Source organism: Lysobacter sp. H21R4, assembly GCF_015277535.1.
GTDB lineage: Bacteria > Pseudomonadota > Gammaproteobacteria > Xanthomonadales > Xanthomonadaceae > Novilysobacter > Novilysobacter ciconiae.
Map to the genome: position 1 here is coordinate 1368604 of NZ_CP063772.1, position 26823 is coordinate 1395426.

Genomic DNA, 26823 nt, shown 5'->3' on the forward strand with positions numbered 1-26823 from the left:
GGTCGCCTTTGACCCTCCCGGTTGACGAGTGGCTGCATGCGCTCCAGCTTCGGATGAAGCTGGTGGCGCCGCACCGCCGACGCGGCGCCGGGGAATTTCCACCGGGGTGGAAGGAGTGGGTGGATCGCGGTGCAGGCGCCCGCCCGGCGGCCGCGCCTCCCGAAGCCCTGGCGCTGGCCATTGCCGCACGGGGCGTTGCGCCGCCTCTACCACGCGCTCCCGAACTCGGTCGCTGGGACTCGTTCAAGGCGCTGTGCCGCGAGCAGTGGGATCCGCCCGACGCCGAAGATCGCCCGATGCGGCGCGTCGCCTGGCTGGTGGCCGTTGGCTGGCACGTCTTCGTCGCGGTGGCGCTGGTCTGGTTGATGTATCAGCAGTACTTGGCACCCGCCCATCCGCCACAAAAGGGGCAGGAGGATGTCGTCCAGGTCGAGTTCATCGGCGACGGTGCCACCGGGGAAGTCGGCGGTGGCCCGGAGGCAGAAGCAGCGGCCGCGCAGCCTGCAGCATCTGCCGCAGAGGCCAGCGCGAGCACCGCCGCAAGTGGCGCGCAGGCGCCGCCTACGCTGGTCGAGCCCAGTCCAGTGGTCGCGGCTTCGGAGCCGGCGCCGCCGATGCCCGCCGTTGTGCCCGTACAGCCCGTGTCGAAAGCCGCACCCCCGCAGGTGCAGCAAAACGTCGAGGTCAGCGAACCTGCGCCGGATGTGTCGGACTACCAGTTGCCGCCGCCGATGGCCGCGCTGCCGGTTCCGCAGGTGACCGTTCCCGAGCGCAGCCCGGTCGTGCCGGAGATAGCCGTGGTGGAGGTTCCTTCGCGCCCGGTTCCGGAGGTCCCCGCGATCACGCCTCGACCGATCGCGGACGTCACGCTGCAGCCGACGCCGTCGGAGGTCGTGGTACGTGAGATTGCCGCGCCACTGCCGACCGCGCCGACGGTGACGGTGCCGAAGCGCGAAGTGGCGTTGCGCGAGCAAGCCCTGACACCCGCCCCAGTACGGGAGCGGGAAATCCCTTCGCCAGCGCCACCCACTCCCGCGTCACCACCGGCATCGGCTCCCGCGTCGACTGCGAGCTCGGAAAGCGCCGTGGCAAGCGAGCGGAAGCGCGCTGCCTCGGTCGCCGCCGCGGACGCTGCGGCAATGCCGTCCAATGCCGGTCCGAAGACCGCGACCGCGCCAGGCGGCTGGGATACGCGCAAGCGCGCCGACGACTGGGGCGAATCCACCCGCAACGTGGAGGGTGGCCAGAAGGGCACGCCCGCCGGCCTGTACAACAGCGACGGCAGCGTGCGCTTGGCCGAGACACCGGGCTCCGCCTCTCCAGCGCAACCCCCGGGAGCGCTGACGGACGAAATCGTCAACCTGGATCGTGCCGGCACATGGCTCAAGCGCAAGCCCACGGACTATGAGCCGACGTCCTTCGACCGCTACTGGCGACCCAGTGAGACGCTGCTGGAAGAGTGGGTGCGCAAGAGCGTCACCACCATCCGGATCCCGATCCCGGGCACCAACAAGCACGTGGTCTGCCAGACCGTCCTGCTGGTGGTTGGCGGCGGCTGCGACATCAGCGATCCGAACCTGCTCGACGTTCCCGCCACCGCGCGTCCCGCACCCGACATCCCCTTCAAGCCCGGCCTGCAGGAAGACAACGGCAGCCTGCCGGCGCCGATCGAGCAGTAGCCGCATAGGCGATGTCCAGGCAACAAAAAGCCCGCGATGCGGGCTTTTTCTGGTTCGACGCAGCGGGGAAGCAGGACCGCTCGCTGCGCCGCGGAGGTGTCTGCTACTTCTTGTGCGAGCCGGTCAGGTTGACCAGTTTGCTGGGACGGGAACCGAAATAGGCCGACAGGTCGGCGATCTGCTGGTCGGTAAGCGCCTTGGCCTGCATCGACATCATCACGTGGTCGCGGCTGCCGTCGCGGTAGGTCTGCAGTGCGTGCGCCAAGTAATCCGGATACTGCCCGCCAATCACCGGGTAGGTCGAATCGATGGGTGCGTTGCCGTCCGCGCCGTGGCAGTCGATGCACGACTGGCCGGTTGCCGCGCCCTTGGCGTTGGCCAGTTGCTCGCCGGCCGCGACGAAGCCCTGCGGCAGGCCAGCCGACGAGGATCGCGACGGGTCGGCAGGCGACTGCGAGCACGCGGACAGCGCAATCACGGCAATGCAGGAAAGGACCGCAGGGGCGATGGCGAGGGTTTTGCGGATCGTCATGGGGCGGCGTTCCTACTTGACGTTGGACAGAAAAGCGGCGATGTCGGCGATGTCCTGGTCGGAAAAGCCCTGGGCCTGCGCGCGCATGGTCGGATGCGTCCGGGTGCCGGTCTGGTAAGCGGTGAGCGCGTTGACCAGATAATCCACGGACTGCCCGCCCAGCTTTGGCACGTGGTAGTTCGGGTACGCGTTCTTGTAGCCGTCGATGCCGTGGCAGCCTTGGCAGGTGTAGGTCAGCTCGTAGCCGTTCTGGGTGCGCGCAGCCGCGTCGGCGGACTCCTGCGCGACGGCAGGGGCCGTGGCGAGGCTCAGCGCCAGGGCAGCGGCAATGGTCAGCAGTCGCATCATAGGTATCGGCAATCTCGTGTGGCTGGCGAAATTCGGGACGGCTGGGCCGCGTCGAAATGCCGCGGGCGCCGCTCAATTTTTGGAGTATAGCTTGCGTTCATCGATCAACGAAGAGGGCAGGTCGCGAAGACGCCTTGGTTGCGGGTGATAATTGCGGGTCGCATCGGCATGACCTTCGGCGCATTCCGGTGGTGAAGTGTTGGTGACATACTTATCTACAACACCGGCATTGCGACCGGGCTGTGTCCATCAAAAATCACACCATCGGGGTCTCCAATGCAACATCGCGCCAATTCCAGCGGCACTGCCTGGTTTCGCAGCTGCGCTTACCTGCTTGTGTGTGTCCTGCTGCTTTCGGCCTGCAAGGGCGGCGCCGGCGGGGCGGGCAAGGAAGGCGATGCGGAGGAGACCGAGGCCGTCACCGTCGAGGTCGCGCCCGTGCAGGAGCGCTTGATGGCCGCAAGCTACACCGGCACCGCGCCGCTGGAGGCGTCGGTGGAGGCCCAGGTGGTGGCCAAGACGTCCGGGGTGGCGCTGAAAGTGCTGGTGTCGGAGGGCGACACGGTGCGCGCCGGTCAGACCTTGGTGCGGCTCGATTCCGATCGCGCGCGGCTGCAGGTGGCGCAGACCGCCTCGCAGGTCGGCAAGCTGCGCAACCAGTTCGAGCGCGCCCAGAAGCTGGCCGCCGAGCAGTTGATCGCCGCCGCCGACTACGACCAGATCCGCTACGACCTGGCCAACGCACAGGCGGCCAACCGCATGGCGAACCTGGAGCTGTCCTACGCGGACGTGAAAGCACCGATCAACGGCGTGGTGGCCTCGGTTCCACCCAAGGCGGGCAACTTCATCCAGATCAATACGCCGATCGTGCGGATCGTGGACATTTCGACCCTGGAAGCGACCCTGAACGTGCCCGAGCGTGAACTGGCGACGATGAGCGCGGGCCTGCCGGTCTCACTCGCGGTGGATGCGCTGCCGGGCAAGACGTTCACCGGCGTCGTGGAGCGCATATCGCCGGTGGTGGATTCGGGCAGCGGCACCTTCCGCGTCATCGCCCGGTTCGACAGCGAGGGCGCCCTGCAGGCGGGCATGTTCGGACGCATCAGCATCAACTACGGCCAGCGCGCCGACGCCATGGTCGTTCCGCGCAACGCGCTGCTGGAAGGGGAGGGCGATCCAGCGGTGTTCGTCTTGGAGGGCGACAAGGTACGCCGTGCCGCCATCCAGACCGGCTACAGCGACGGCAGCTGGGTCGAGGTCCTGGACGGGCTCTCCGCCAACGACCGAGTGGTGGTGGCGGGCAAGACGACGCTGCGCGATGGCAGCGCGGTAACCGTCATCGATACGGCTGCACCGCCGCCGGCCCCGGCAGTCCCGGCCGCCTCCGCCACCGAACAGTAAGGCGCCCTCCCGATGAGCGACCTCAAGCAGACCGCGCCGGCCGTGCCCGGGGCGCACCCGCAGCGGAACTTCAACCTGGTCGAATTCTCGACCCGGCGCCGGGTCACGGTGGCGATGGTGACCCTCACTTTCGTGCTGTTCGGCTTGATCGCGCTGGGCAACCTGAAGGTCAACCTGTTGCCGGACCTGAGCTACCCGACGCTGACGGTACGTACCGAATACACCGGTGCGGCGCCGACCGAGATCGAGACGCTGATCACCGAGCCGGTCGAAGAGGCCGTGGGCGTGGTGAAAGGACTGCGCAAGCTCAAGTCGGTCTCGCGGACCGGGCAGAGCGACGTCGTGCTCGAGTTCGCCTGGGGCACCGACATGGACAAGGCCGGGCTGGAGGTGCGCGACAAGATGGAGTCGCTGCAGCTGCCGCTGGAGGCCAAGCCGCCGGTGCTGCTGCGCTTCAATCCGTCCACCGAGCCGATCATCCGCGTCGCGCTGTCGTCCAAGGCCGAAGGCGATGAGTTGCGCCAACTGGCCCTGCTGCGCCAGTACGCCGACGATGACCTGAAAAAGAAGCTCGAGCCGGTACTCGGCGTGGCGGCGGTGAAGGTGGGCGGCGGGCTGGAGGACGAGATCCAGGTGCTGGTGGACCAGCAGAAACTGGCGCAGCTCAATCTGCCGATCTCCACCGTGACCCAGCGCCTGGGCCAGGAGAACATCAACATCTCCGGCGGGCGGCTGGAGGAAGGTTCACAGCGCTACCTGGTGCGGACGGTCAACCAGTTCTCCAGCGTCGACCAGATCCGCGATTTGCTGGTGACCACCAGTACAGGCGGCAGCGACGCGGCCGCCGAAGCCGCGATGCAGATGGCGCGCGTGGCCGCGGCGTCGGGCTCGGCCGATGCGATGGCCGCGGCGGCGTCGGTGCAAAGCGCGTCCTCGGGAAATGCCAGCACGGTTGCCGGCGGAAAGCCGGTGCGCTTGAAGGACATCGCCGAGATCGTCCAGGGCCACAAGGAGCGCGAAGCGATCATCCGCCTGGATGGCCGCGAAGCCGTCGAGCTGGCGATCTACAAGGAGGGCGATGCCAACACCGTAGCGACCGCCGACGCGATCCACGAGCGGCTCAAATCCATCCGCAAGCAGGTGCCGGCCGACATCGACCTGACCGTCATTGACGACCAGTCCACCTTCATCCGCAACGCCATCAGCGACGTCAAGATGGACGCGGTGATCGGCGGGATGCTGGCGATTCTGGTGATCTTCCTGTTCCTGCGCGATGGCTGGAGCACGTTCGTCATCGCCCTGTCGTTGCCGATCTCGATCATCACGACCTTCTTCTTCATGGGCCAGCTGGGCCTGAGCCTCAACGTGATGTCGCTGGGCGGGCTGGCGCTGGCGACGGGGCTCGTGGTGGATGACTCTATCGTGGTGCTCGAGTCGATCGCAAAGGCGCGCGAACGCGGCCTGGGGATCCTGCAGGCAGCCATTACCGGCACCGCCGAGGTCAGCATGGCGGTGGTGGCCTCGACCCTGACGACGGTGGCGGTGTTCCTGCCGCTGGTGTTCGTGGAAGGCATCGCCGGGCAGCTGTTCCGCGACCAGGCCCTCACCGTTGCCATTGCCATCGGCATCTCGCTTGCGGTGGCGATGACCCTGATTCCGATGCTGAGCGCGCTGCGTGGCCGGCCCTCGGAATCGCTGCCCGAGGAGCCGCCCCATCCGCAGTGGCAACCCAGCCGCACCTGGCAGAAGCCGGTGGCGGCTACCCGACGCGGTGTGGGCGCCGGCGTGGGTGGCGCGCTGTTCGGGATTGCGTGGGTGTTCGTGCGCATGTGGCGCGGCGTGTCCGCCGTGGTGGGGCCGGTCATGCGCAAGGCCAGCGATCTGGCCATGGCGCCGTACGCACGTGCCGAGCGCGGTTACCGGAAGCTGCTCCCCGCGGCGATGGGCCGCCCGGTGTTCGTGCTGGGGTCGGCCGCGGCCGCTTTCGCGCTGGCCTTGCTGCTGGTGCCGATGCTTGGCGCGGACCTGATACCGCAGTTGGCCCAGGACCGCTTCGACATGACGGTCAAGCTGCCGCCGGGCACGCCCTTGCGGGAAACCGACGCGCTGGTGCAGAGCCTGCAGAAGAAACACGCGGGCACGGAAGGCATCCATGCAATCTACGGAGTCAGTGGCAGCGGCACGCGGTTGGATGCCAGCCCGACCGACAGCGGCGACAACGTCGGCAAGCTCAGCATCGTGATGAGCAACGGAGGCAGCGACCGGCTAGAGGCGTCGATGTCGGACGCGTTGCGCCAGAGCATGCGCGACCACCCGTCGGCGCAGGTCGATTTCAGCCGTCCCGAGTTGTTCAGTTTCTCCATGCCGCTGGAGATCGAGCTGGCGGGACCGGACCCGGAGACCATCCGCAAGGCAGGGCAGAAGATGGCCGCCCTTTTGCGGGCCAACCCGCACTACACCGACGTCAGCTCGACCGTCGAGCAGGGCTTTCCGGAGATCCAGATCCTGTTCGACCAGCAGCGGGCGGCCGCGTTCGGCCTCACCACCCGCCAGATCGCGGATGCGGTGGTGTCCAAGGTGCGCGGCGACGTGGCGACGCGCTACAGCTTCCGCGATCGCAAGATCGACGTGCTGGTGCGGCTCAAGGAGGAAGAGCGCGGCTCGGTGGATGACATCCGCAACCTGATCATCAACGCCGGCGGCAAGACGGTGCGGCTGGGCTCGGTGGCCGAGGTGGTCTCCACCACGGGCCCGAGCGAGATCCATCGCGCCGATCAGGTCCGGGTCGCGGTCGTGTCCTCCAACCTGCAGGGCATCGATCTGGGCAGTGCGGTGCTGGAGGTGCAGAAGCTGGTCGCCGACAACCCGCTGGGCGCCGAGGTGCAGATGCATATTGGCGGTCAGGGCGAGGAACTCGGCGATTCCCTGCGCTCGCTGCTGTTCGCCTTCGGGCTGGCCATTTTCCTCGTCTACCTGGTGATGGCCTCGCAGTTCGAATCGCTGCTGCACCCGTTCGTGATCCTGTTCACCATCCCCCTGGCGATGGTCGGCGCCGTGCTGGCGCTTTTGCTGACGCGATCGCCGGTCTCGGTGGTGGTCTTCATCGGGCTGATCCTGCTGGTCGGGCTGGTGACCAAAAACGCGATCATCCTGATCGACAAGGTCAACCAGCTGCGCGAGGCCGGCGTGGCCAAGCGCGAGGCCTTGCTGCAGGGTGCCCAGTCGCGCCTGCGGCCTATCGTGATGACCACGCTGAGCACGCTGTTCGGCTTCCTGCCGCTGGCGTTGGCCTTTGGCGAGGGCGCCGAAGTCCGCTCGCCGATGGCGATCACCGTCATCGGTGGGCTGCTGGTATCGACCCTGCTGACCCTGATCGTGATCCCGGTGGTCTACGACCTGCTCGACCGCCGGCCGGACGAGTACTACCGCCACCGCGCCCGGCGCGGTGAGGACATCCCTCCGGCGGGCGAGGCCTACCCGGAGCCGGTCGCATGAGCATCGCCGAGATCAGCCTGCGCCGGCCGGTGACGACCATCATGCTGTTCGTGTCGATGGTCGCGATCGGGCTGATCGCCGCCGTGCGCCTCCCGCTGGAGGCGCTGCCGGACGTGTCTGCGCCGTTTGTTTTCGTCCAGCTGCCCTACACCGGATCCACGCCGGAAGAGGTCGAGCGCAACATCCTGCGTCCGGCCGAGGAAGCGCTCGCCACGATGAGCGACATCAAGGGCATCCAGGGCCGCGCGTCGGCCGACGGAGCATCGGTATTCATGATGTTCTCGGACTGGAGCCGCGACGTGGAAATCGCCGCCTCGGAGGCGCGCGAGCGGATCGACGCCATCCGCGGCGAGCTTCCCGACGACCTGCGCCGGTATTTCGTCTTCAAGTTCTCCACCAACGATCAGCCGATCATGAGGCTTCGCCTTGCCGGCGAAGTTGACATGAGTGGCGAATACGACCTGATCGAGCGCGAGTTCAAGACGCCGCTGGAGCGGATCCCCGGCGTGGCCAAGGTCGACATCGGCGGGGCGGCGGCCAATGAGGTCGAGGTCGCGATCGACCCGGACCGTCTGGTCGCGCACGGGCTCAACCTCAATGAGCTGACCTCGCGTCTGCAGGCCGCCAACTTCTCCGTGTCGGCCGGTGAGATCGAGCACGACGGTCGTCGCCTGCGCGTGCAACCCATTGGCGAGATCAACCAGATCCAGCAATTGCGCGAGCTTCCGCTCAACGCCAGCGGTCTCCGGCTGGGCGACGTGGCCAACGTCGAGTTGGGACCGGCGCGGCTTGAGGTCGGCCGGCGCCTGGACGGTCGCCCGGCGGTGGCGCTGGAGGTGTTCAAGGAGCGCGATGCGAACCTGGTGGAAGTCTCCCGGATGGTGCTGGCCGAACTGGACCGGATCCGCACCAAACCCAGCCTGCGCGGCGTCGACTTCAAGGTGATCGATAACCAGGGCAAGGACGTCACCAGCTCGCTGCTGGAGTTGGGCGAGGCCGGCGGCATCGGCCTGCTGCTGTCGATCGCGGTGCTGTTCTTCTTCCTGCGTCATTGGCCGTCCACGCTGATGGTGACGCTGGCCATCCCGATCTGCTTCGTGATGACGCTGGGATTCATGTTCTTCGTCGGTGTCAGCCTCAATGTGCTCAGCCTGATGGGCCTGCTGCTGGCGGTCGGCATGCTGGTCGACAACGCGGTGGTGGTGGTGGAGAGCATCTACCAGGAGCGCGAGCGGATGCCCGATCAACCCGTTCGAGCCTCCATTGTCGGTACCCGCAACGTCGCCATCGCGCTGTCGGCCGGCACGCTGTGCCATTGCATCGTTTTCGTGCCCAACCTGCTGGGCGAGAAGAACAACATCAGCATCTTCATGTCGCAGATCGCGATCACCATCTCGGTGTCGCTGCTGGCATCGTGGCTGGTCGCGGTAAGCCTGATCCCGATGCTGTCATCGCGGATGAAGACGCCCGCGGCCGTGCAGGACCAGCGCGGCATCATCCGTCGCCTGCAGGCCCGCTACGCACGCCTGCTGCGCTGGACGCTGGAACACCGAGGCTGGAGCATCGCCGGCATCGTGCTGATCAGCGCCCTCAGCATCGTGCCGATGACGCAGACCAAGTTCGACATGTTCGGCGGCGGCAACCAGCGCAATGAGACATCGGTCAATTACCGCTTCAGCGGCAGCTACAGCAAGGACCAGGTGTCCGACGAAGTGGCCCGGGTCGAGGCGTACCTGGAGCGCAACCGCGAGGAGTTCCGGATCGCCCAGGTCTATTCGTGGTTCAGCACCGGCAGCGACGCGGGCACGATGATCACCTTCAAGGATGACGTCGCCGATGCGGGCGCGCTGGTGGAGGCGATCCGCAAGGGCCTGCCCAAGTCCGCCCGCGCCGAGCTCGCCATCGGCGACCAGGGCAACCAGGGTGGCGGGGGCGGTGAGGGCCTGCAGTTCCAGCTGGTCGGTGATTCCACCCAGGTGCTGACCGACCTGGCCAACGACGTCGTGCCGCTGCTCGCCCGCCAGCCGTCGTTGCGCGATGTGCGGGTGGATGCGGGCGATACCAACAACGAGCTCAACGTGCGCGTGGACCGCGAACGCGCGGCCGCCTTCGGCTTCAGCGCACAGGAAGTGGCGCAGTTCGTCGGACTGGCACTGCGCGGTGCGCAACTGCGCGACTTCAGCCGGGGCCAGACCGAGTTGCCGGTGTGGGTCCGGTTTGCCGGCGCGGATGAGTTCGACATCGCCGATATCGCCGCCTTTACCGTGCGCTCGCCGGACGGGCGGGATGTCCCCCTGCTGAGCATGGTCGATCTGGACACCAGCGCCGCGGCGACCCAGATCCGGCGCACCAACCGGCAGACGGCGCTGGTGATCAAGGCCAACCTGGCCGACAAGTCGACCACGCCCGAAGCCCGCAAGGCCATCGAGCAGACCCTTGCCGGCGTGGCGTTTCCGGCCGGCTACGGCTTCACCTTCGAGGGCAGTTCCTTCCAGAACGATGCCGAGGCGGTGAACCAGATGATGTTCAACCTGGTCATCGCGCTGGTCATGATCTATGTCGTGATGGCCGCGGTGTTCGAGTCGCTGGTGTTTCCGTCGGCGATCATGAGTTGCGTGGTGTTTTCGATCTTCGGCGTGTTCTGGCTGTTCTGGCTGACCGGCACGTCGTTCTCGGTGATGGCCTTCATCGGCATCCTGGTGTTGATGGGCGTGGTGGTGAACAACGGCATCGTGATGGTCGAGCACATCAATAACCTGCGCCGGCGCGGGCTGTCGCGCACCGATGCGCTGGTGGAGGGCAGTCGGGAGCGCCTGCGTCCGATCATGATGACCATGGGCACGGCGATCCTGGCGATGATCCCGATCTCGCTGAGCGACACGGTGGTGCTGGGCGGACTGACCTATTCGCCGATGGCACGCGCGGTGGCTGGCGGCCTGGCGTTCTCCACCGTGGTCAGCCTGCTGTTCCTGCCGACGATCTACGCGATCCTGGACGACATGCGCAACGCCACGGCGCGCCTGACCCGGCGTGCGCGCGGGGTTCCGCCGCAGCTGGCGTCGTCCCACCAGGCTGCACACTGACAACCGGCTACGCCGAGGCGGGCACTGGCGCAAGGACGCGCCTGCCGCCCGGCGTGTCACTCAGCCAAACAGCGTGCCCAGCATCTTCAAGCCGCCGGTCCACACGCCGATTGCGGTACCGAGGCTGGTGAGGAAGAAGTTCAGCAGCACCCGCGACACGCGGTTTCGCCACCAGCCGCGCACCGTCTGCACATCGGCGCGAAGAGCCATGAAGTCGGCATAGGTCGGCTTGCGGATCCACGCCTCGGTCAGCGCGCTCAGGGTGCCGGACGCCAGGGCAGGGTGGAGCGGGGTGATCGGCGAGGCGACGAACGCCACCAGGATGCTCAGCGGATGGCCGCCGGCTATCGCGCAACCCAGCGCGCCGAGCAGGCCGGTGGCCAGGATCCATTGCAGCAGCAGGTCGGAACCCACATCGATCCCGCCCTGCCAGAAGCCCCAGGCGAATCCGCCGATCACCACCGTCGACAGGATGATGGTGAACCACGGGATGGTGCTCTTGGGCGCGATGGACTCGAGCTCCTCGCGGATTGCGCCGGCAGGCGCGGTTTCCTCGCGCAGGTGACTGGCCAGCCCTTGCAGGTGGCCCGCGCCGACCACGGCCAGCACCTCGCGGGAACCGTCGTTGTTGGTGTCCTCGCGGATTTCGCGCAGGCGCGCGGCCATGTAGCGGTCGCGCTCGGCGATGACAGTCTCGTACACCGCCGGGCTTTCGCTGGCGAACTCGTTGAAGCTGGCCTCCAGCATGTCGCCCTGTTTCAGCTTCTCGATTTCCTCTGCGCCGACCTCGTCATCGGCCAGCAGTCCCGCCAGCAGGCCGCCACCGAGTTTGGCCCGGCCCCAGAAGCCGAGCCGGGCGGATGCGCGCTTGAAGGTCAGGCCGACGTCGCGGTCAATCAGGTGCACCGGCATGTCGCGCGCACGCGCCTCCAGCACCGCTCGTTTGAGCTCCGCCCCCGGCTCCACGCCCAGTTGCTCGGCGAGCCGGCGCTGGTAGGCCGCGAGCGCCAGGTTGGCGGCGAACATCGCGGTCTTGCCGGTGCGGATCACCTTCACCAGGTCCAGCTTGGCCATCGAATCGGTATCTGACAGCGCCTGCAGCCGCGCGTCGTCGAGTTCCACGGCGACGGCGTCGAATCGGCCGCTGCCGATCGCATCGCGCACCGCGTCCACGCTCGCCTGCGATACATGCGCCGTGCCCAGCAGCGTGTAGCGGACGCCGTCGCGCTCGACGACCTCGTGCGGCTGGCCATGCAGGAAATCGGCGGTGGCCGCCAGTGGGGTATCGCTCATCTAGGTACAACCGTGTTGGGGGTGGCGCGCGAGCGCAGCGGGTCAATCGCGATAGCGCTTGAGCAGATCGTCGTAGGCGTCGATGCGCCGGTCGCGAAGGAACGGCCAGATCCGCCGCACGTCCTCGCTGCGCTGCAGGTCGACCTCCGCCATGAGGATTTCCGGACCGTCGCCTGCCATTGCCAGGAACTCGCCCTGCGGGCCGAGCACGTGGCTATGACCCCAGAAGTCGACCCCGGCAGTGCCCAGCGGGGAAGGCTCATGGCCCACGCGGTTGCAGCTCAACACGGGCAGGCCGTTGGCGACCGCGTGTCCGCGGTGGCTCACGATCCAGGACTCGCGCTGGCGATCTTTCTCGGCCTGGTCGTCATCGGGGTCGTAGCCGATTGCGGTGGGGTAGAGCAGCAGTTCGGCGCCCGCCAGCGCCATCAGGCGGGCAGCCTCCGGGTACCACTGGTCCCAGCACACGAGCACGCCGAGGCGGCCGACGGACGTGTCGATCGGCTCGAAACCCAGATCGCCGGGGGTGAAGTAGAACTTCTCGTAGAAACCCGGGTCGTCGGGAATGTGCATCTTGCGGTACTTGCCCGCAATGCTGCCGTCGGCCTCCAGCACCACGGCGGTGTTGTGGTACAGCCCGGCCGCGCGGCGCTCGAACAGCGAGCTGACGATCACGACCTTGTGCTTGGCGGCCAGGCGCCCGAGACGGTCGGTGCTGGGCCCGGGGATGGGCTCGGCGAGATCGAACTCGTCCACCGACTCGTGCTGGCAGAAGTACGGGCCGTTGTGGATCTCCTGCAGCAGGACCAGGCGCGCGCCATCGGTGGCGGCCTGGGCGACGCGCTCTTCGATCTGCGCCAGATTGGCCTCGGCGTTGCCGGCGCCGCGGTCAATGACGGCGCGATCCTGGATCAGCGCAACGGGGAGGGTCCTGGTTTTCATGACGGTTCCGATGTTTGGAGGGAGACAGCGATCAGACGACGCCCTGCGGCAATTGCATGGTGATGCAGTGAAGGCTGCCGTTCTGCCAGATCAAGGGTCGGCACGGCACCTGGATGATTTCCCGGCCGGGAAACGCGGCGGCGAGCACGGCAGCGGCCTCATCATCGGTGCTGGCGTCGTAGGCCGGCATCAAAACCGCACCGTTGATGATGAGGAAGTTGGCGTAACTCGCAGCCAGCCGACGGTCGCCGTCGATGACAGGTGCCGGCCAGGGCAGCGGGAAAAGCCGGTAGGGCTGGCCCTCGACAGTGCGCAGCGCCGCCAGCTCGGCCGCCATCGCCTGCAGCGGAGCGTAGTGGGAGTCGTTTTGGTCGTCACACGCCTGATAGACGATGGCGTCGCGCGCCGCGAACCGGGCCAGCGTATCAATGTGGGCGTCGGTGTCGTCGCCTTCAAGATACCCGTGGTCCAGCCACAGCACCCGCTGCTGGGCAAGATGCCGCGACAGCTTGACATCCAGCTCCGCGCGCGTCGCCTCGGGGTGGCGCTCGTGCAAACAGGTCCAGGTCGTCAGCAGGGTGCCTTCGCCGTCGGTTTCAATTGCGCCGCCTTCCAGCGCAAAGTCGATGTCCTGGCGGGCACTGCGCTGGAATATCCCGCGCGCGAACAGTTCTTCGACCAGTCGATCGTCGCGGCTGGCCTCGAACTTGCCACCCCAACCGGTGAAGCGGAAATCCAGCAGACGGAAGTCGCTTGCCGCATCTTCGTGCATGGCCTGCAGCGTGACAGGGCCGGTGTCGCGCAGCCAGGTGTCGTCGTAGGGCACCTCGATGAATCCGACCCGCTGCATGTCCACGCGGGCCGAGGCCAGCCGCGCCCGCGCGTAGGCCTCGACGTCTTCGTCGGCGACGCAGATCAGCACGCGCTGGAAGCGGGTGATCGCGGCGACCAGAAGGATGTAGGTTTCCTCGACCTCGCCCAGACGGTCCGCCCAGTCGGTACCGGCGGTCGGCCAGGCGATCAGGATTGCGGACTGGGGTTCCCACTCGGCGGGAAAGCGCATCGCCTCGGTCATGATATTGGCTTGCAAACCCGGCTCAGCGGATCGCCGGCGCTGGGCCGATCTCGGTGCTGACAGCCTGATGATTGGCGACCACGTCGATCACGCGATCCTTCTCAAAGTACACCGTGAACTGCGGGTACGACCAGCGATTGATGGTCGGCCACTGGCGCTTCTGGCCACCGCGCGGGTCCAGCCGCTGCGACGGCGCTCCATAGCGCGCTTCGACCTCGGACATGCTCGCTCCGCGGGCAGGAACGGCAGCCTGGTTGAGGAACGCAGTGCGCTCGATCAGCAGCGTGTCGGCAGCCGCGGGGGCAGCGACCGCGATCAGGGCAAGCAGCGAGAGACTGGTGACAGCGGTCTTGATGGTCATTTCCTGATTTCCCTGGACGGATTCTGAATCTGGATTGTAAGCACATGGGCGACACGACCGTGTCGCTTTGGGAGGTGCGCAAGGGCGAGGCCGCACGCCGGGCACCAAACGCAGAAAACCGCCCGGAGGCGGCTTTCTGGCGAAGCGCAGGAAGCGCCCGTGGATCAGCGCTGGCGCGCCTTAAAACGCGGGTTCGACTTGCAAATCACGAAGACCTTGCCGCGACGGCGAACGACCTTGCAGTCGCGGTGACGGGCCTTCGCCGACTTCAGGGAGGACAGGACCTTCATGAGAGACCTCGGCAACAGATGGGAATAAGCAAGCCCGCAATGGTAGCGGCTATTTACATCCCGATCAAGCGCATGCGCGCATCCATGCAGCGAAAGGTGGTCGGCGCCAAACCACGCACGGTGGTCAGAGTGCTTCGCACCGCGCGCGCCGATCCGGTGACGGCATAATAGCCCGATGACCAGCACCCCAAGCGCAAACCCATCCGATCCAGCTCCCGTTTTGACCATCGACGGCCCGTCCGGCTCCGGCAAAGGCACGATCAGCCGCCTGGTCACCAGCCGGCTCGGCTGGCACTACCTGGATTCCGGCGCGCTCTACCGCGCCGTCGGCGTGGCCGCCGGCTGGAAAGACATCGACCTGGGCGATCCGGCGGCGCTGGTGCGGTGCGCCTTTGATACCCGGGTCGACTTCCGCGAGGCGGAGGACGGTTTGCGGGTGATGGTCAACGGTTCCGATGCCACCCACGAGCTGCGGATGGAAACCGCCGGTGCCGCCGCGTCGGCGATCGCCGCGATCGGCGAGGTGCGCGAGGTGCTGAAGGAGCGGCAGCGCGCGTTCCGCCGTCCACCGGGGCTTGTCGCCGACGGCCGCGACATGGGGACGGTGATCTTCCCCGACGCCGCCTACAAGGTGTTTCTGACTGCGAGCGCGGACGAGCGCGCACAAAGGCGGTATAAGCAGTTGAAGGACAAGGGGGTTTCCGTTACATTTGCAGGGCTGCTGCGGGAGATTCTTGCCCGTGACGCCCGCGACGCCAACCGTGCCGTGGCCCCTTTGCGACCGGCGGCCGACGCCGTGGCCATTGATACCACGGGCATGGCGATCGACGATGTGGTGGACCGGGTCCTTGCCGTAATGGCGCAGGCGCAGTGAGCTGTACCGCAATACCGCTGTAACAACCCCGTCGCAATTCCGCGGCGGATCAACCAACCGACACATGGTGCAGCTCCACCGCACCACATCAACGGGTGGGTCGACCACGTGCTGCTTGCGTTATCCCCTGTGGGAAACGATGCCAGCCGGTGCGACCCGTGTGTTCACACGGATATTTTTCCAATGACCGAATCATTTGCAGAACTGTTCGAGCAAAGCGAGCAGTACCTCTCGAACCTGAAGCCTGGCTCCATCGTTGTTGGCACCGTCGTCGAGGTCCGCAGCGACGTCGTGGTGATCAACGCCGGCCTGAAGTCCGAAGGCATCGTGCCAATCGAGCAGTTCCGTAACGACGACGGCGAGATCGACATCGCTGTCGGTGACAAGATCAAGGTCGCGCTGGACGCCATCGAGAATGGCTTCGGCGAGACCGTCCTGTCGCGCGAGAAGGCCAAGCGCGCGATGGTGTGGGACGAGCTGGAGGAAGCGCTCGAGAACAACGAGACCATCACCGGCCGCATCAGCGGCAAGGTCAAGGGTGGTTTCACCGTCGACATCAAGGATGTCCGCGGCTTCCTGCCCGGTTCGCTGGTTGACGTCCGCCCGGTGCGCGACTCGACCTACCTGGAAGGCAAGGAACTCGAGTTCAAGCTGATCAAGCTGGACCGCAAGCGCAACAACATCGTCGTCTCCCGCCGTGCGGTGGTTGAGAGCGAGCACTCGGAAGAGCGCGAGCAGCTGATGGAGAAGCTGGTCGAAGGCGCGATCCTGAAGGGTGTGGTCAAGAACCTCACCGACTACGGCGCGTTCGTGGACCTGGGTGGCATCGACGGCCTGCTGCACATCACCGACATGGCCTGGAAGCGCGTGCGCCATCCGTCGGAAGTTGTGGAAGTCGGCCAGGAGCTGGACGTCCGCGTGCTCAAGTACGACCGCGAGCGCAACCGCGTCAGCCTCGGCCTGAAGCAGCTGGGCGAGGATCCATGGGACAACATCGCGCGCCGCTACCCGGCCGATACCCGCGTGTTCGGCAAGGTCTCCAACGTCACCGATTACGGTGCGTTCGTCGAGATCGAGCCGGGCGTGGAAGGCCTGGTGCACGTGTCGGAGATGGATTGGACCAACAAGAACGTCAACCCGTCCAAGATCGTGCAGGTCGGTGACGAGGTCCAGGTCATGGTGCTGGACGTGGACGAGGAGCGTCGCCGCATCTCGCTGGGCATGAAGCAGGTCTCTTCCAACCCGTGGGAGACTTTCTCGGTGCTGCACAAGAAGGGCGACAAGGTCGAAGGTCAGATCAAGTCGATTACCGACTTCGGCATCTTCATCGGCCTGGACGGCGGCATCGATGGCCTGGTCCACCTGTCCGACATCAGCTGGAACACCACCGGCGAAGACGTCGTGCGCAACTACAAGAAGGGCGACACCCTGGAAGCTGTCGTGCTGGCCGTGGATCCGGAGCGCGAGCGCATCAGCCTGGGCGTGAAGCAGATGGAGCAGGACCCGTTCGGCCAGTTCATGGCCTCCAACACCCGTGGCTCGATCGTCACCGGCAAGGTCACCGAAGTCGACGAGAAGGGCGCCACCATCGAGTTGGCGGACGGCATCGAAGGCTACGTGGCGGCACGCGACATCTCCAAGGATCGCGTTGACGACGCCAGCAAGGTGCTCAAGGTGGGCGACGAGATCGAAGCGCGCTTCATCGGTATGGACCGCAAGGGCCGCACCATGCAGCTCTCGATCAAGGCCAAGGACGAGGCGGAAATGCAGGAAGCCGTCTCCGACTACAGCCGCGCCAGCGCGGACGCTGCCAGCGGCACGACCAAGCTGGGCGCGTTGCTGCGTGAGCAGTTGAACAGCAACAAGTCCGAGTAATCCGCATCGGCGCGCTGTCTGCTGGATGGCGCGTTGTTGCCGGTACCTTGTTGTCGCAACATGAGTACGGCCCGGCTTTGGCCGGGCCGTACTTCGTTTGAATCAACACCCCCTATTTGAATTGGCCACAAGCAGCCACCCCAGACATCCATGACCAAGTCCGAACTGATCGAGATCCTGTCCCAGCGCCAGCCGCACCTCAAAGGCGAAGACGTGGATCTGGCAGTGAAAGCCTTGCTGGAGATGATGGGCAGCTCGCTCGCCGACGGCGAGCGCATTGAAGTGCGAGGCTTTGGCAGTTTCTCGCTGCACTACCGTCCGCCGCGCATGGGTCGCAACCCGCGAACGGGCGAGTCGGTCGCACTGGCTGGAAAGCACGTGCCCCATTTCAAGCCGGGCAAGGAACTGCGCGAACGCGTCAGTGACGCGATGCCCGTGGATGAGGCGGATTGAACCCGGCCCCGGCCAGCCCTGTGTCGGGTTGTAGAACGGCGCCGAGGCGCTGGGCCGACCTGTGTTTCGCCCACAGGCCAACCCGGAGATTGTCATGCGAGTGATCCGATTTCTGGCGGCCATTGTCTGCCTGGCGTTTGGTGCCGTCCTGGGCGCACTCAACCGGCAGGCGGTATCGATCGATGTCGGTTTCGGCCACGTCGCATCCAACCTCGGCATCGTGATGCTCGCGTGCCTGCTTGTTGGCGTGATCGTGGGCGGCATGGCGATCAGCGCGAGCGTGGTCTGGCCGCTGCGTCGTCGCCTGGCCAATGCGCAGAAGCAGGGCTCCTCCGAGCCATCCTCGGCGAAGGAAATCCCGTAAATGGACTTCATCAGCGAGTGGTTCTGGTTCTTTGTGCTGGTGCCTGTTGCTGCGCTTGGCGGCTGGGTGGTCGGCCGTCGAGGTGGTGAAAGACACAGCACGACCCAGGTCAGCCGGCTTTCCACCACCTATTTTCGGGGCCTCAACTACCTGCTCAATGAGCAGCCCGACAAGGCGATCGAGCTTTTCCTGCATATCGCGGAGCTCGACAAGGACACCTTCGAGACCCAGGTGGCGCTCGGGCACCTGTTCCGCCGCCGTGGCGAAGTGGACCGCGCCATCCGCCTGCACCAGGCGCTGGTGCAACGTCCCGGCCTGAGCGACCAGCAGAAGGTGCAGGCGCTGCTGGCGCTGGGCGAGGATTACATGAAGTCGGGCTTGCTGGATCGCGCGGAAACCGTGTTCAGCGATCTGGTTGACCTGGACATGCGCGCGCCGCTGGCGCTGCGGCACCTGATCCACATCTACCAGTCCGAGCGTGAATGGGACAAGGCCATTGAAAACGCCCAACGCTACGAAGCGGCGACCGGCGAGTCGATGGGCAAGTTGATCGGCCAGTTCGAATGCGAGCTGGCCGATCGCCACCGTGCTGCGGGCGACGTCCCGGCGGCACGCGCCGCGGTCGCGCGCGCCTACCAGGCGGATGCCAATTCAGTGCGTGCCGGGATGCTGGAAGGGCGGCTGGAGGTGGAGTCGGGAAACGATGCCGGGGCGATCCGCGCCTTCGAGCGCGTCGCGCGGACCGATCCGGACTACCTCCCCGAGGTGATGCCGGCATTGCTGTCGTGCTACGAACGGACTGGCGATGGTTCAGGCGCGCGGGCGTTTCTGTCCGAGATGTGCGAGCACTATCGCGGTATAGCGCCCGTGCTGGCGCTGACGAAAATGGTCGAGAGCCAGGACGGCGTCGCAGCGGCGCGCGCCTATCTGGCCAACGAGCTCAAGGACCGCCCGTCGGTGCGTGGCGAGGCGGCGCTCATGGAGTTGAGCATCGCCGAGGGCGCGGATCCGCTGGCGACCCTGCATGACCTGAAGCACATCACCGAGCAGCTGCTGGTCCGCAATCCGAGCTACCGCTGCAATCATTGTGGCTTCGGCGCCCGAAGCCATCATTGGCAATGCCCGAGCTGCAAGGAGTGGGGCACCGTCAAGCCCCTCCTGAACTACGCGGTAGTGTGACCTTTTGCTTTCCTGGTTGCTCCTGCATTTCCTGATTGCGTCGGTCGGAACGCTGTTGGCGCGCCGCTATGCGCTGCAGCGCGACCTGCTTGACCACCCGGGGGAGCGTCGCAGCCACCAGGTGGTCACGCCGCGCGGGGGCGGCATCGCCATCGTTGCCGCGCTGCTCGTCGCGATTGTGGCGCTGGCGACGCGGGACCCCTCGCAGCGCTGGCTGCTGGGAGGGTTTGGTATCGGACTTGTCCTGGTCGCGGCGATCGGCATGGCGGACGACCATCGGCCGCTGCCGGCAAGCCTGCGACTGGCCGTCCACGCGCTCGCCGCGGCGGTGCTCGCGATCAGCCTGCAGATGGCGTCGGGCAACCACTGGCTGGCGATGCTCGCGTTTGTCTCAGCGATAATCCTGACCAACGTCTGGAATTTCATGGACGGTATCAACGGCCTGGCCGCAAGCCAGGCGTTGCTGGTCGCAATGGCCTTGGCCTGGGTGTTGGGCGGCTCCTGGGCGCTGCTCGCTGGGGCCCTTGCCGCGGCGTGTGCAGGCTTCCTGCCGTTCAATTTTCCGCGCGCGCGCATCTTCCTCGGCGACGGCGGCAGTGGCGGTATCGGGTTCTCAATCGCGGGGCTGGGAACCGTTGCCGTCATGCACGACAGCCGCGCCGCGCTCTGGCTCCTCTTGCCCCTGTCGGCGTTCCTGGTGGACGCGGGGCTGACGCTGTCGATGCGTACGCTTGAGGGGGAGCGCTGGTGGGAAGCGCATACCCGGCACGCCTACCAAGTCTGGGCGCGCTCAAAAGGACACATGAGTGTCACATTGCTCTACGCATCATGGACGGCGACGACTGTCGCCGTGATGATCGTGCTCCGCACAACGCCGGTTTCCCTGGCAGTGGCGCTGTGCGTTGTGACGTATCTGGCCGCATCCGTGGTCTGGTGGAGGCTGGAGCGAATGGAATCGCATTTGAAAACAACAGGTGACAAATGACTAGATGGCGGGAGCGTTGGTCCGGCGCGGTGCCACGTTCGGCAGTGGTGGTTCACGACCTTGCGATGGTCTGGATCGTGTGGGTGGTTTTGCACCGGGTTCGCTACGGCGTAATGGTGTCGCCGCCTGAACTGCCGTTGTGGTCCACCGAGATCGCGATGGTGCTGGCCGCGCAGGGACTGGTCTTCTGGCAGGTGGGTCTGTATCGCGGTCTGTGGCGCTTCGCCAGCGTTCCCGATCTGTGGAACATCTTCAAGGCCTGTGCGCTGGGCCTGTTTGCGATCGTCCTTGGCCTCTTTCTCTACAACCGGCTCGAGCTCGTTTCCCGCACCGTCCTGCTGATGTACCCGTTCGTGCTGATGGGCATGTTGGGGGCGCCGCGCTTGCTGTATCGCGCGTGGAAGGACAGCAACAGTGATCAGACCGACGCCGCTTCGGTGCGGATCCTGATCCTTGGTGCCGGACGTGCTGGTGATGCCCTCGTGCGCGACCTTCGTCGCCTCGGCTCCTATCAGCCGGTTGGATTTCTGGACGATGCGCGAAGCCTGCGCGGAAGCAAGGTTCAGGGTATACCGGTTCTCGGAGGCATTGACGATGTGGCCGAGATTGCGCGGGAGACCGCGGCACGGCTGCTGGTAATCGCGGTTCCGTCTGCCAGCGCGACCCAGATGCAGCGCATTGTGGCCGCTTGTGAACGCTCCGGCTTGCCGTTCCGGATGGTCCCGCGGTTACGTGATGCACTGGAGGGTCGCTCCCTTTCGGGCCAACTCAAGGAAGTGGCCATCGAGGATCTACTCGGACGCCAGCAGGTACTGCCCGACTGGAAAGCGATCCGCAGTTGGCTGGGTGCGCGCTCGGTGCTGGTTACCGGCGCCGGCGGCTCGGTCGGTTCAGAGCTGTGCAGGCAATGCGCGCGCCACGGGGCGCGTCGCATCGCGATGGTGGAGCAGGACGAGTTTGCGCTGATCACGGTTCTGGCCAGTCTGCGCCGCGACTTCCCGGACCTCGAATACATCCCGGTGCTGGGAGATTGCGGGGATACCGCGGTGATCCGCCACGCGCTCGATGCATCGCAGCCCGAGGCGGTTTTCCATGCGGCTGCCTACAAGCAGGTGCCGCTGCTGGAAACCCAGCTTCGCGAGGCCGTACGCAACAACGTGTTGGCGACGGAGACCGTTGCCCGCGCCTGCCGCGATGCGGATGTTGGCACCTTTGTGTTGATCTCGACTGACAAGGCCGTGGATCCGGGCAACATCCTGGGCGCCACCAAGCGCTTGGGCGAGATGGTCTGCCAGTCGCTGGTGGACCCCCGCAGCACCCGGTTCGTGACGGTGCGCTTTGGCAACGTGCTGGATTCGGCCGGCAGTGTGGTACCGCTGTTTCGTGAGCAGATCCGCCAGGGCGGGCCAGTGACCGTCACCGACCCGGAAGTGACGCGCTACTTCATGACCATTCCGGAAGCCTGCCAGCTGATCCTGCAGGCATCGGCGATCGGCAGCCAGGAGGCGATTTACACGCTCGACATGGGCGAGCCGGTTCCGATCCGCCTGCTGGCCGAACAGATGATCCGCCTTGCCGGCAAGCAGCCTGGGCGGGATGTATCGATTGTCTACACCGGCCTGCGAGCGGGCGAGAAGTTGCACGAGACCCTGTTCCACGCCGACGAGCGCTACCGCGCGACGGCTCACCCGAAGATTCTCCAGGCAGAGCCGCGCGCCGTGGTCGTCAGTGAGATCCACCAGGCGCTCGAGCGTCTGCGTGAGGCCGCAGGCCGCTATGACCTGGCCACCCTGGACCTCGTACTGCGACGTGCCGTGCCCGAATTCCAGCCGATCGGATCGCATGCCGCGCCGACCGCAGCTGCCACCACGGTGGTGGCGTTCCCCTCCCACGCTTCAAGGAAGAATTGATGTCGCAACGTATACGCAAGGCGGTATTCCCGGTCGCAGGACTGGGCACCCGTTTCCTTCCCGCCACCAAGACCGTGCCCAAGGAGATGTTGCCGATCATCGACCGGCCGCTCATCCAGTACGCCGTCGATGAGGCGATCGAGGCCGGTTGCGACACGCTGGTGTTCGTGACCAACCGCTACAAGCACGCCGTCGCCGATTACTTCGACAAGGCCTACGAGCTGGAAGACAAGTTGCAAGCGGCGGGGAAACTCGAGCAACTGGAGCTGGTGCGCAACCCGCTTCCCCCCGGCGTGCGGGCCGTGTTCGTGACCCAGACCGAGGCGCTCGGCCTTGGTCACGCGGTGCTCTGCGCCAAGCCGGTGATCGGCAATGAACCGTTCGCGGTCATCCTCCCCGACGACCTGATCTGGAACCGGGGCGCAGGTGCCTTGAAGCAGATGGCCGACGCCGCTGAAGCGAGTGGCGCCAGCGTCATCGCGGTGCAGGATGTGGAGCGGGAGAACACCGGCAGTTACGGCATCGTCGCCACGGACGAATTCAGTGGCCGGCAGGGGCGCATCCGCGCCATCGTCGAAAAGCCCAGTCCCGCCGATGCTCCCAGCACCCTGGCCGTGGTCGGACGCTACGTGCTCAGTCCACGCATTTTCGACTTGCTGGAAGGCACCACTCCGGGGTCGGGCGGCGAGATACAGCTCACCGACGCCATCGCCGCGCTGCTGGTGGAGGAGGCGGTTGACGCCTACCGGTTTCAGGGAACGCGTTTCGACTGCGGGACGCATCTGGGCCTGATCGGCGCCACCATCCGCTACGCGCTCGACCACGAGAAGCTCAGCGAGGCCGCGCAGGGAATGATGCGCGACGCACTGAATGAAATGGGTGTGCGCGAACTGGAGTAGGGCGTCCGGACTCGGCATAGAGCGCCGGCGTCGTGCGCTGGACGACCCGCTCCAGCCTAGGCTTGAGCGAATAGGAACGAAAGGGAGCCGAGCGTTTGCCCGGCTCCCTTCGCTTGTTTCAGTGCACAGGTTTTTTTGCGGCGCTTCTGCTTACAGCGCTTCGAAGATGCCCGCAGCACCCATGCCGGTCCCGATGCACATCGTCACCAGTCCGTACTTCTGCTGGCGGCGGCGCATCCCGTGCAGGATCGTCGCGGTGCGCACCGCTCCGGTCGCGCCCAGCGGATGGCCCAGTGCGATCGCTCCCCCCAGAGGGTTGACCTTGGCCGGATCCAGCTCGCTGTCGCGGATCACTGCCAGCGCCTGCGCCGCAAACGCCTCGTTCAATTCGATCCAGTCGATCTGATCCTTGGTCAGGCCGGCCTGCTTGAGCGCCTTGGGAATCGCGGCGATCGGGCCGATGCCCATCACCTCCGGCCGCACTCCGGCAACGGAGAAGCTGACGAAGCGCGCCAGCGGCGTCAGGCCGTAATCCTTGATGGCCTGGGCCGAGGCGAGCAGGATTGCGCCGGCGCCGTCGGACATCTGCGAGCTGTTGCCCGCGGTTACCGTGCCGCCGAACTGTCCGTTGCGGAAAACGGGCCGCAACTTGGCCAGGCCTTCAATCGTGGACCCGGCGCGCGGGCCCTCGTCGGTGTCGACCAGCGTGCGCTTCTCGCGAATGCTGTCGCGCTCTAGGTCGGGCAGCTGCGAGATGACCTCCAGCGGGCTGATCTCGTCGCGGAACTCACCGGCTTCGATCGCCGCCAGCGCCTTCAGATGGGACTCCAGCGCGAACGCGTCCTGGTCCTCGCGGCTGACCTTCCACTCTTCGGCGACCTTCTCGGCGGTGATGCCCATCCCGTACGCGATGTTGATGTGGTCGTCCTTGAACACGTTGGGCGAGAGCGCGACCTTGTTGCCCATCATCGGCACCATCGTCATCGACTCGGTGCCGCCGGCGAGCATCAGGTCGGCGTTGCCCAGACGGATCTGGTCGGCCGCCAGCGCCACCGCCTGCAGCCCGGAGGAGCAGAAGCGGTTGATGGTCTGGGCGGCAACGGTCTCGGGCAGGCCTGCCAGCAGCACGCCGATGCGTGCCACGTTCATTCCCTGCTCGCCCTCGGGCATCGCGCAGCCGATGATCGCGTCATCGATGCGGTTCACGTCGATCCCCGGTGCCTGGGCAATGACGGCCTTGAGCACATGGGCGAGCATGTCGTCGGGTCGGGTATTGCGGAACGCGCCGCGGGCCTTGGCAACCGGCGTGCGGGTGGCGGCGACGATGTAGGCGTCTTGTACTTGCTTGGTCATGGTGTTGTCCTCGTCGTCACTCAGTTGCGCAGGGGTTTGCCGGTCTTGAGCATGTGGGCCACGCGGGCCTGGGTCTTGGGCATCTGCGCCAGCTCGACAAAATGTTCGCGTTCCAGCTTCAGCAGCCACTCCTCATCCACCAGCGATCCGCGGTCCACTTCGCCGCCGCACATGACGGTCGCGATGCGGCTGGCGATCTCGTAATCGTGTTCAGAGATGAAGCGGCCTTCGAGCATGTTCACCAGCAGCATCTTGAAGGTCGCTATGCCGACGTCCCCTGCCACCTGGATCCGGCGCGCGGGCAGGGGCGGGCGGTAGCCGGATTCCGCCAGGGCGCGGGCCTGGGCCTTGGCGACGTGGAGCAGTTCGAAGGCATTGAAAACGACCACGTCGTCTTCCCGCGCCAGCTGCAGTGATTTGGCCTCCATGGCCGAGGTCGCGACCTTGGCCATTGCGATGGTCTCGAACACGTTCTTGAGCTCGGCGAAGACATCACCGTTGGGCCCGGCCGCATCGGATGCGCGCACGGCGAGCTCCTTCAGGCCGCCGCCGGCGGGCAGCAGGCCGACGCCGGCTTCCACCAGCCCGACGTAACTCTCCAGCCCGAACACCGTGCGCGCCGCATGCATCTGGAACTCGCAACCGCCGCCCAATGCCAGGCCGCGCACGGCGGCAACCACCGGCACCAGTGAGTACTTGATCCGCTGGCTGGTGCGCTGGAAGTTGGCGACCATCGCCTCGAAACCCTTGATGTCGTTGGCCTGCAGCAATCCCAGCGCTTCTGAGAGGTCCGCGCCGGCGGAGAAGGGCTCCCTGGCCTGCCAGATGACCAGCCCGGAGAACTCCTTCTCGGCGCGGGAAATCGCTTCCTGCAGGCCATCGAGCACCTGGTCGGAGACGGTGTTCATCTTGGTCTTGAAGCCGACCACGGCGATGTCGTCGCCTTCATCGGCCCACATGCGCACGCCGTCGTTCTCGAACACGGTGCGCCCCTGCGAGGGCTTCTCGCCCAGCAGCGCGTCCGGGAACCGCTGCCGCGCATACACCGGGTTGGACGAGCGCGGCACGATCGCGTCGCGGCCCGGGCTATAGCTGCCATCGGCGACGTGGACCCCATCGCGGCCGTCAAAGACCCAGTCGGGCAGGGTCGCCGTGCTCATCGCAGTGCCGGCCACGATGTCCTCGGCGATCCAGTCGGCCACCTGCTTCCAGCCCGCTGCCTGCCAGCTCTCGAACGGACCGACCGACCAGCCATAACCCCAGCGCATCGCGAGATCCACGTCACGCGCGGTCTGCGCGATGTCCTTGAGGTGGAAGGCGCTGTAGTGGAAGGTGTCGCGGAAGCACGCCCAGAGGAACTTCGCCTGAGGGTGCTCGCTCGCGCGCAGGGCGGCGAACTTCTTCGCCGGATCGCGTTCCTTGAGCAGTGCGGCGACCTCAGGATCCAAGTCCGGAGCGGAGGGACGGTAGTCCTGTGCTTCCAGATCGAGCACCAGGATGTCCTTGCCCTTGCGGGTGTAAAACCCGGTGCCGGTCTTGGCACCCAGGGCGCCCTTCTCAACCAGCGCCGCGAGCCATTTTGGCGCCTTGAAGTACTTGTGCCACGGGTCATCGGGCAGGGTGTCAGCCATCGTCTTGATGACGTGCATCATGGTGTCGAGCCCGACCACATCGGCCGTGCGGTAGGTCGCCGATTTGGGGCGTCCGATGGCGGGACCAGTCAGCGCATCCACCGTGTCGAAGCCCAGTCCGAGCTGCTCGGTGTGATGCATCGCCGTCAGCATCGAGAACACGCCGACGCGGTTGCCGATGAAGTTCGGCGTGTCCTTGGCGATCACCACGCCCTTGCCCAGGGTGGTGGTCAGGAAGGTTTCCAGCGACCCGAGCGCGCCTGCGTCGGTCGTGCGGGCCGGAATCAGTTCCGCCAGGTGCATGTAGCGCGGCGGATTGAAGAAATGCACGCCGCAGAAGCGGTGACGCAACTGCTCGGGCAATACTTCTGCCAGCTTGTTGATGCCCAGGCCGGACGTGTTGCTGGCCAGTACGGCGTGACCTGCGACGTGGGGTGCGATCTTGCGATACAGGTCCTGCTTCCAGTCCATGCGCTCGGCGATCGCTTCGATGATCAGGTCGCAGTCGGCGAGCTGCTCCAGGCCGGTCTCATAATTGGCCGCAGTGATACGGCCGGCGAGACGCTTGTCCGCCAGCGGAGCGGGGCTGAGCTTGGCGAGGTTGGCGATCGCCTTGTCGACGATGCCGTTGGGATTTCCTTCCTTGGCCGGCAAGTCGAATAGCACCGTGTCGACGCCGGCATTGGTCAGGTGCGCAGCAATCTGAGCGCCCATGACGCCTGCGCCCAGAACGGCCGCACGCCGGACAAGTAGTTTATTAGACATTACTTGTAACTCCTTGATTGGATTGTCTTATGTCAA

The 26823-nt window shown here is 66.1% G+C and carries 20 protein-coding genes and 1 pseudogene; 12 read left to right on the forward strand and 9 right to left on the reverse strand.

All coding sequences use genetic code 11. The features are described 5' to 3' along the window. Positions 1–8: 8 nt before the first annotated feature. Positions 9–1679: a hypothetical protein gene (locus tag INQ40_RS06300; RefSeq protein WP_194342283.1), complete on the forward strand. Its 1671-nt coding sequence runs from the start codon at positions 9–11 to the stop codon at positions 1677–1679. Positions 1680–1782: 103 nt separating this feature from the next. On the opposite strand, the gene INQ40_RS06305 is transcribed toward INQ40_RS06300, so the two are convergent. Together INQ40_RS06305 and INQ40_RS06310 are read right to left on the reverse strand one after the other, a co-directional pair. Further along, on the reverse strand, positions 1783–2211 hold the full coding sequence (locus INQ40_RS06305; RefSeq protein WP_194342284.1) for a c-type cytochrome: 429 nt from the start codon (positions 2209–2211) through the stop codon (positions 1783–1785). Positions 2212–2223: 12 nt separating this feature from the next. Then, entirely contained in the window at positions 2224–2556 is a 333-nt protein-coding gene (locus tag INQ40_RS06310; RefSeq protein ID WP_193987061.1) for a cytochrome c, read from the reverse strand. A gap of 279 nt (positions 2557–2835) precedes the next feature. Between INQ40_RS06310 and INQ40_RS06315 the strand changes: the two genes are divergently transcribed. From INQ40_RS06315 to INQ40_RS06325, 3 genes and pseudogenes are all read left to right on the forward strand, one after another. After that, the gene (locus INQ40_RS06315; RefSeq protein ID WP_194342285.1) at positions 2836–3960 is read left to right on the forward strand and encodes an efflux RND transporter periplasmic adaptor subunit; all 1125 of its coding nucleotides are present in this window, start codon (positions 2836–2838) and stop codon (positions 3958–3960) included. 42 nt (positions 3961–4002) lie between these two features. After that, a pseudogene (locus INQ40_RS06320) lies at positions 4003–7371 on the forward strand (efflux RND transporter permease subunit); the annotation flags it as partial. Positions 7372–7451: 80 nt separating this feature from the next. Further along, positions 7452–10538, forward strand: coding sequence for an efflux RND transporter permease subunit (locus tag INQ40_RS06325; protein WP_194342287.1), 3087 nt, complete (start codon positions 7452–7454; stop codon positions 10536–10538). A 60-nt stretch (positions 10539–10598) separates the two neighbouring features. On the opposite strand, the gene INQ40_RS06330 is transcribed toward INQ40_RS06325, so the two are convergent. The 5 genes from INQ40_RS06330 to ykgO form a co-directional block, all read right to left on the reverse strand. Beyond that, on the reverse strand, positions 10599–11831 hold the full coding sequence (locus INQ40_RS06330; protein WP_194342288.1) for a TraB/GumN family protein: 1233 nt from the start codon (positions 11829–11831) through the stop codon (positions 10599–10601). A 42-nt stretch (positions 11832–11873) separates the two neighbouring features. Continuing rightward, a complete protein-coding gene (locus INQ40_RS06335) occupies positions 11874–12773 on the reverse strand; it encodes a carbon-nitrogen hydrolase (protein WP_194342289.1) in 900 nt (299 codons plus the stop codon). Between the two features lie 31 nt (positions 12774–12804). Next, positions 12805–13848, reverse strand: a complete 1044-nt coding sequence (locus INQ40_RS06340; RefSeq protein WP_194342290.1) for an agmatine deiminase family protein — start codon at positions 13846–13848, stop codon at positions 12805–12807. Positions 13849–13870: 22 nt separating this feature from the next. Then, positions 13871–14209: a hypothetical protein gene (locus tag INQ40_RS06345; RefSeq protein WP_194342291.1), complete on the reverse strand. Its 339-nt coding sequence runs from the start codon at positions 14207–14209 to the stop codon at positions 13871–13873. A gap of 164 nt (positions 14210–14373) precedes the next feature. After that, entirely contained in the window at positions 14374–14499 is a 126-nt protein-coding gene (gene ykgO / locus INQ40_RS06350; protein ID WP_010342887.1) for a type B 50S ribosomal protein L36, read from the reverse strand. A gap of 175 nt (positions 14500–14674) precedes the next feature. Here ykgO and cmk point away from each other — a divergent pair, with 175 nt between their 5' ends. The 8 genes from cmk (at position 14675) to galU (ending at position 23038) form a co-directional block, all read left to right on the forward strand. Continuing rightward, on the forward strand, positions 14675–15373 hold the full coding sequence (gene cmk, locus INQ40_RS06355) for a (d)CMP kinase (RefSeq protein ID WP_194342292.1): 699 nt from the start codon (positions 14675–14677) through the stop codon (positions 15371–15373). A gap of 183 nt (positions 15374–15556) precedes the next feature. Then, the gene (rpsA, locus tag INQ40_RS06360) at positions 15557–17248 is read left to right on the forward strand and encodes a 30S ribosomal protein S1 (protein ID WP_193987069.1); all 1692 of its coding nucleotides are present in this window, start codon (positions 15557–15559) and stop codon (positions 17246–17248) included. 150 nt (positions 17249–17398) lie between these two features. Continuing rightward, complete coding sequence (locus tag INQ40_RS06365) at positions 17399–17701, forward strand: integration host factor subunit beta (protein WP_043959472.1); 303 nt, start codon at positions 17399–17401, stop codon at positions 17699–17701. Between the two features lie 94 nt (positions 17702–17795). Continuing rightward, complete coding sequence (locus INQ40_RS06370; RefSeq protein WP_193987070.1) at positions 17796–18065, forward strand: LapA family protein; 270 nt, start codon at positions 17796–17798, stop codon at positions 18063–18065. Then, positions 18066–19244, forward strand: coding sequence for a lipopolysaccharide assembly protein LapB (gene lapB / locus INQ40_RS06375; protein ID WP_193987071.1), 1179 nt, complete (start codon positions 18066–18068; stop codon positions 19242–19244). It begins immediately after the preceding gene. A gap of 16 nt (positions 19245–19260) precedes the next feature. Then, positions 19261–20229: a lipopolysaccharide biosynthesis protein gene (locus INQ40_RS06380; RefSeq protein ID WP_228482154.1), complete on the forward strand. Its 969-nt coding sequence runs from the start codon at positions 19261–19263 to the stop codon at positions 20227–20229. Continuing rightward, complete coding sequence (locus INQ40_RS06385; protein ID WP_194342294.1) at positions 20226–22139, forward strand: nucleoside-diphosphate sugar epimerase/dehydratase; 1914 nt, start codon at positions 20226–20228, stop codon at positions 22137–22139. The genes INQ40_RS06380 and INQ40_RS06385 overlap by 4 nt, the downstream gene beginning before the upstream one ends. After that, positions 22139–23038: a UTP--glucose-1-phosphate uridylyltransferase GalU gene (gene galU, locus INQ40_RS06390; RefSeq protein ID WP_194342295.1), complete on the forward strand. Its 900-nt coding sequence runs from the start codon at positions 22139–22141 to the stop codon at positions 23036–23038. Before INQ40_RS06385 ends, galU begins: the two co-directional genes overlap by 1 nt. A gap of 150 nt (positions 23039–23188) precedes the next feature. Here galU and INQ40_RS06395 read toward each other — a convergent pair whose 3' ends face one another. Together INQ40_RS06395 and INQ40_RS06400 are read right to left on the reverse strand one after the other, a co-directional pair. Further along, a complete protein-coding gene (locus tag INQ40_RS06395; RefSeq protein WP_194342296.1) occupies positions 23189–24391 on the reverse strand; it encodes an acetyl-CoA C-acyltransferase in 1203 nt (400 codons plus the stop codon). Between the two features lie 20 nt (positions 24392–24411). Next, positions 24412–26787 carry a 3-hydroxyacyl-CoA dehydrogenase/enoyl-CoA hydratase family protein gene (locus INQ40_RS06400; protein ID WP_194342297.1) on the reverse strand — a complete coding sequence of 792 codons (2376 nt, stop codon included), beginning with the start codon at positions 26785–26787 and terminating at the stop codon, positions 24412–24414. Positions 26788–26823 lie beyond the last annotated feature (36 nt).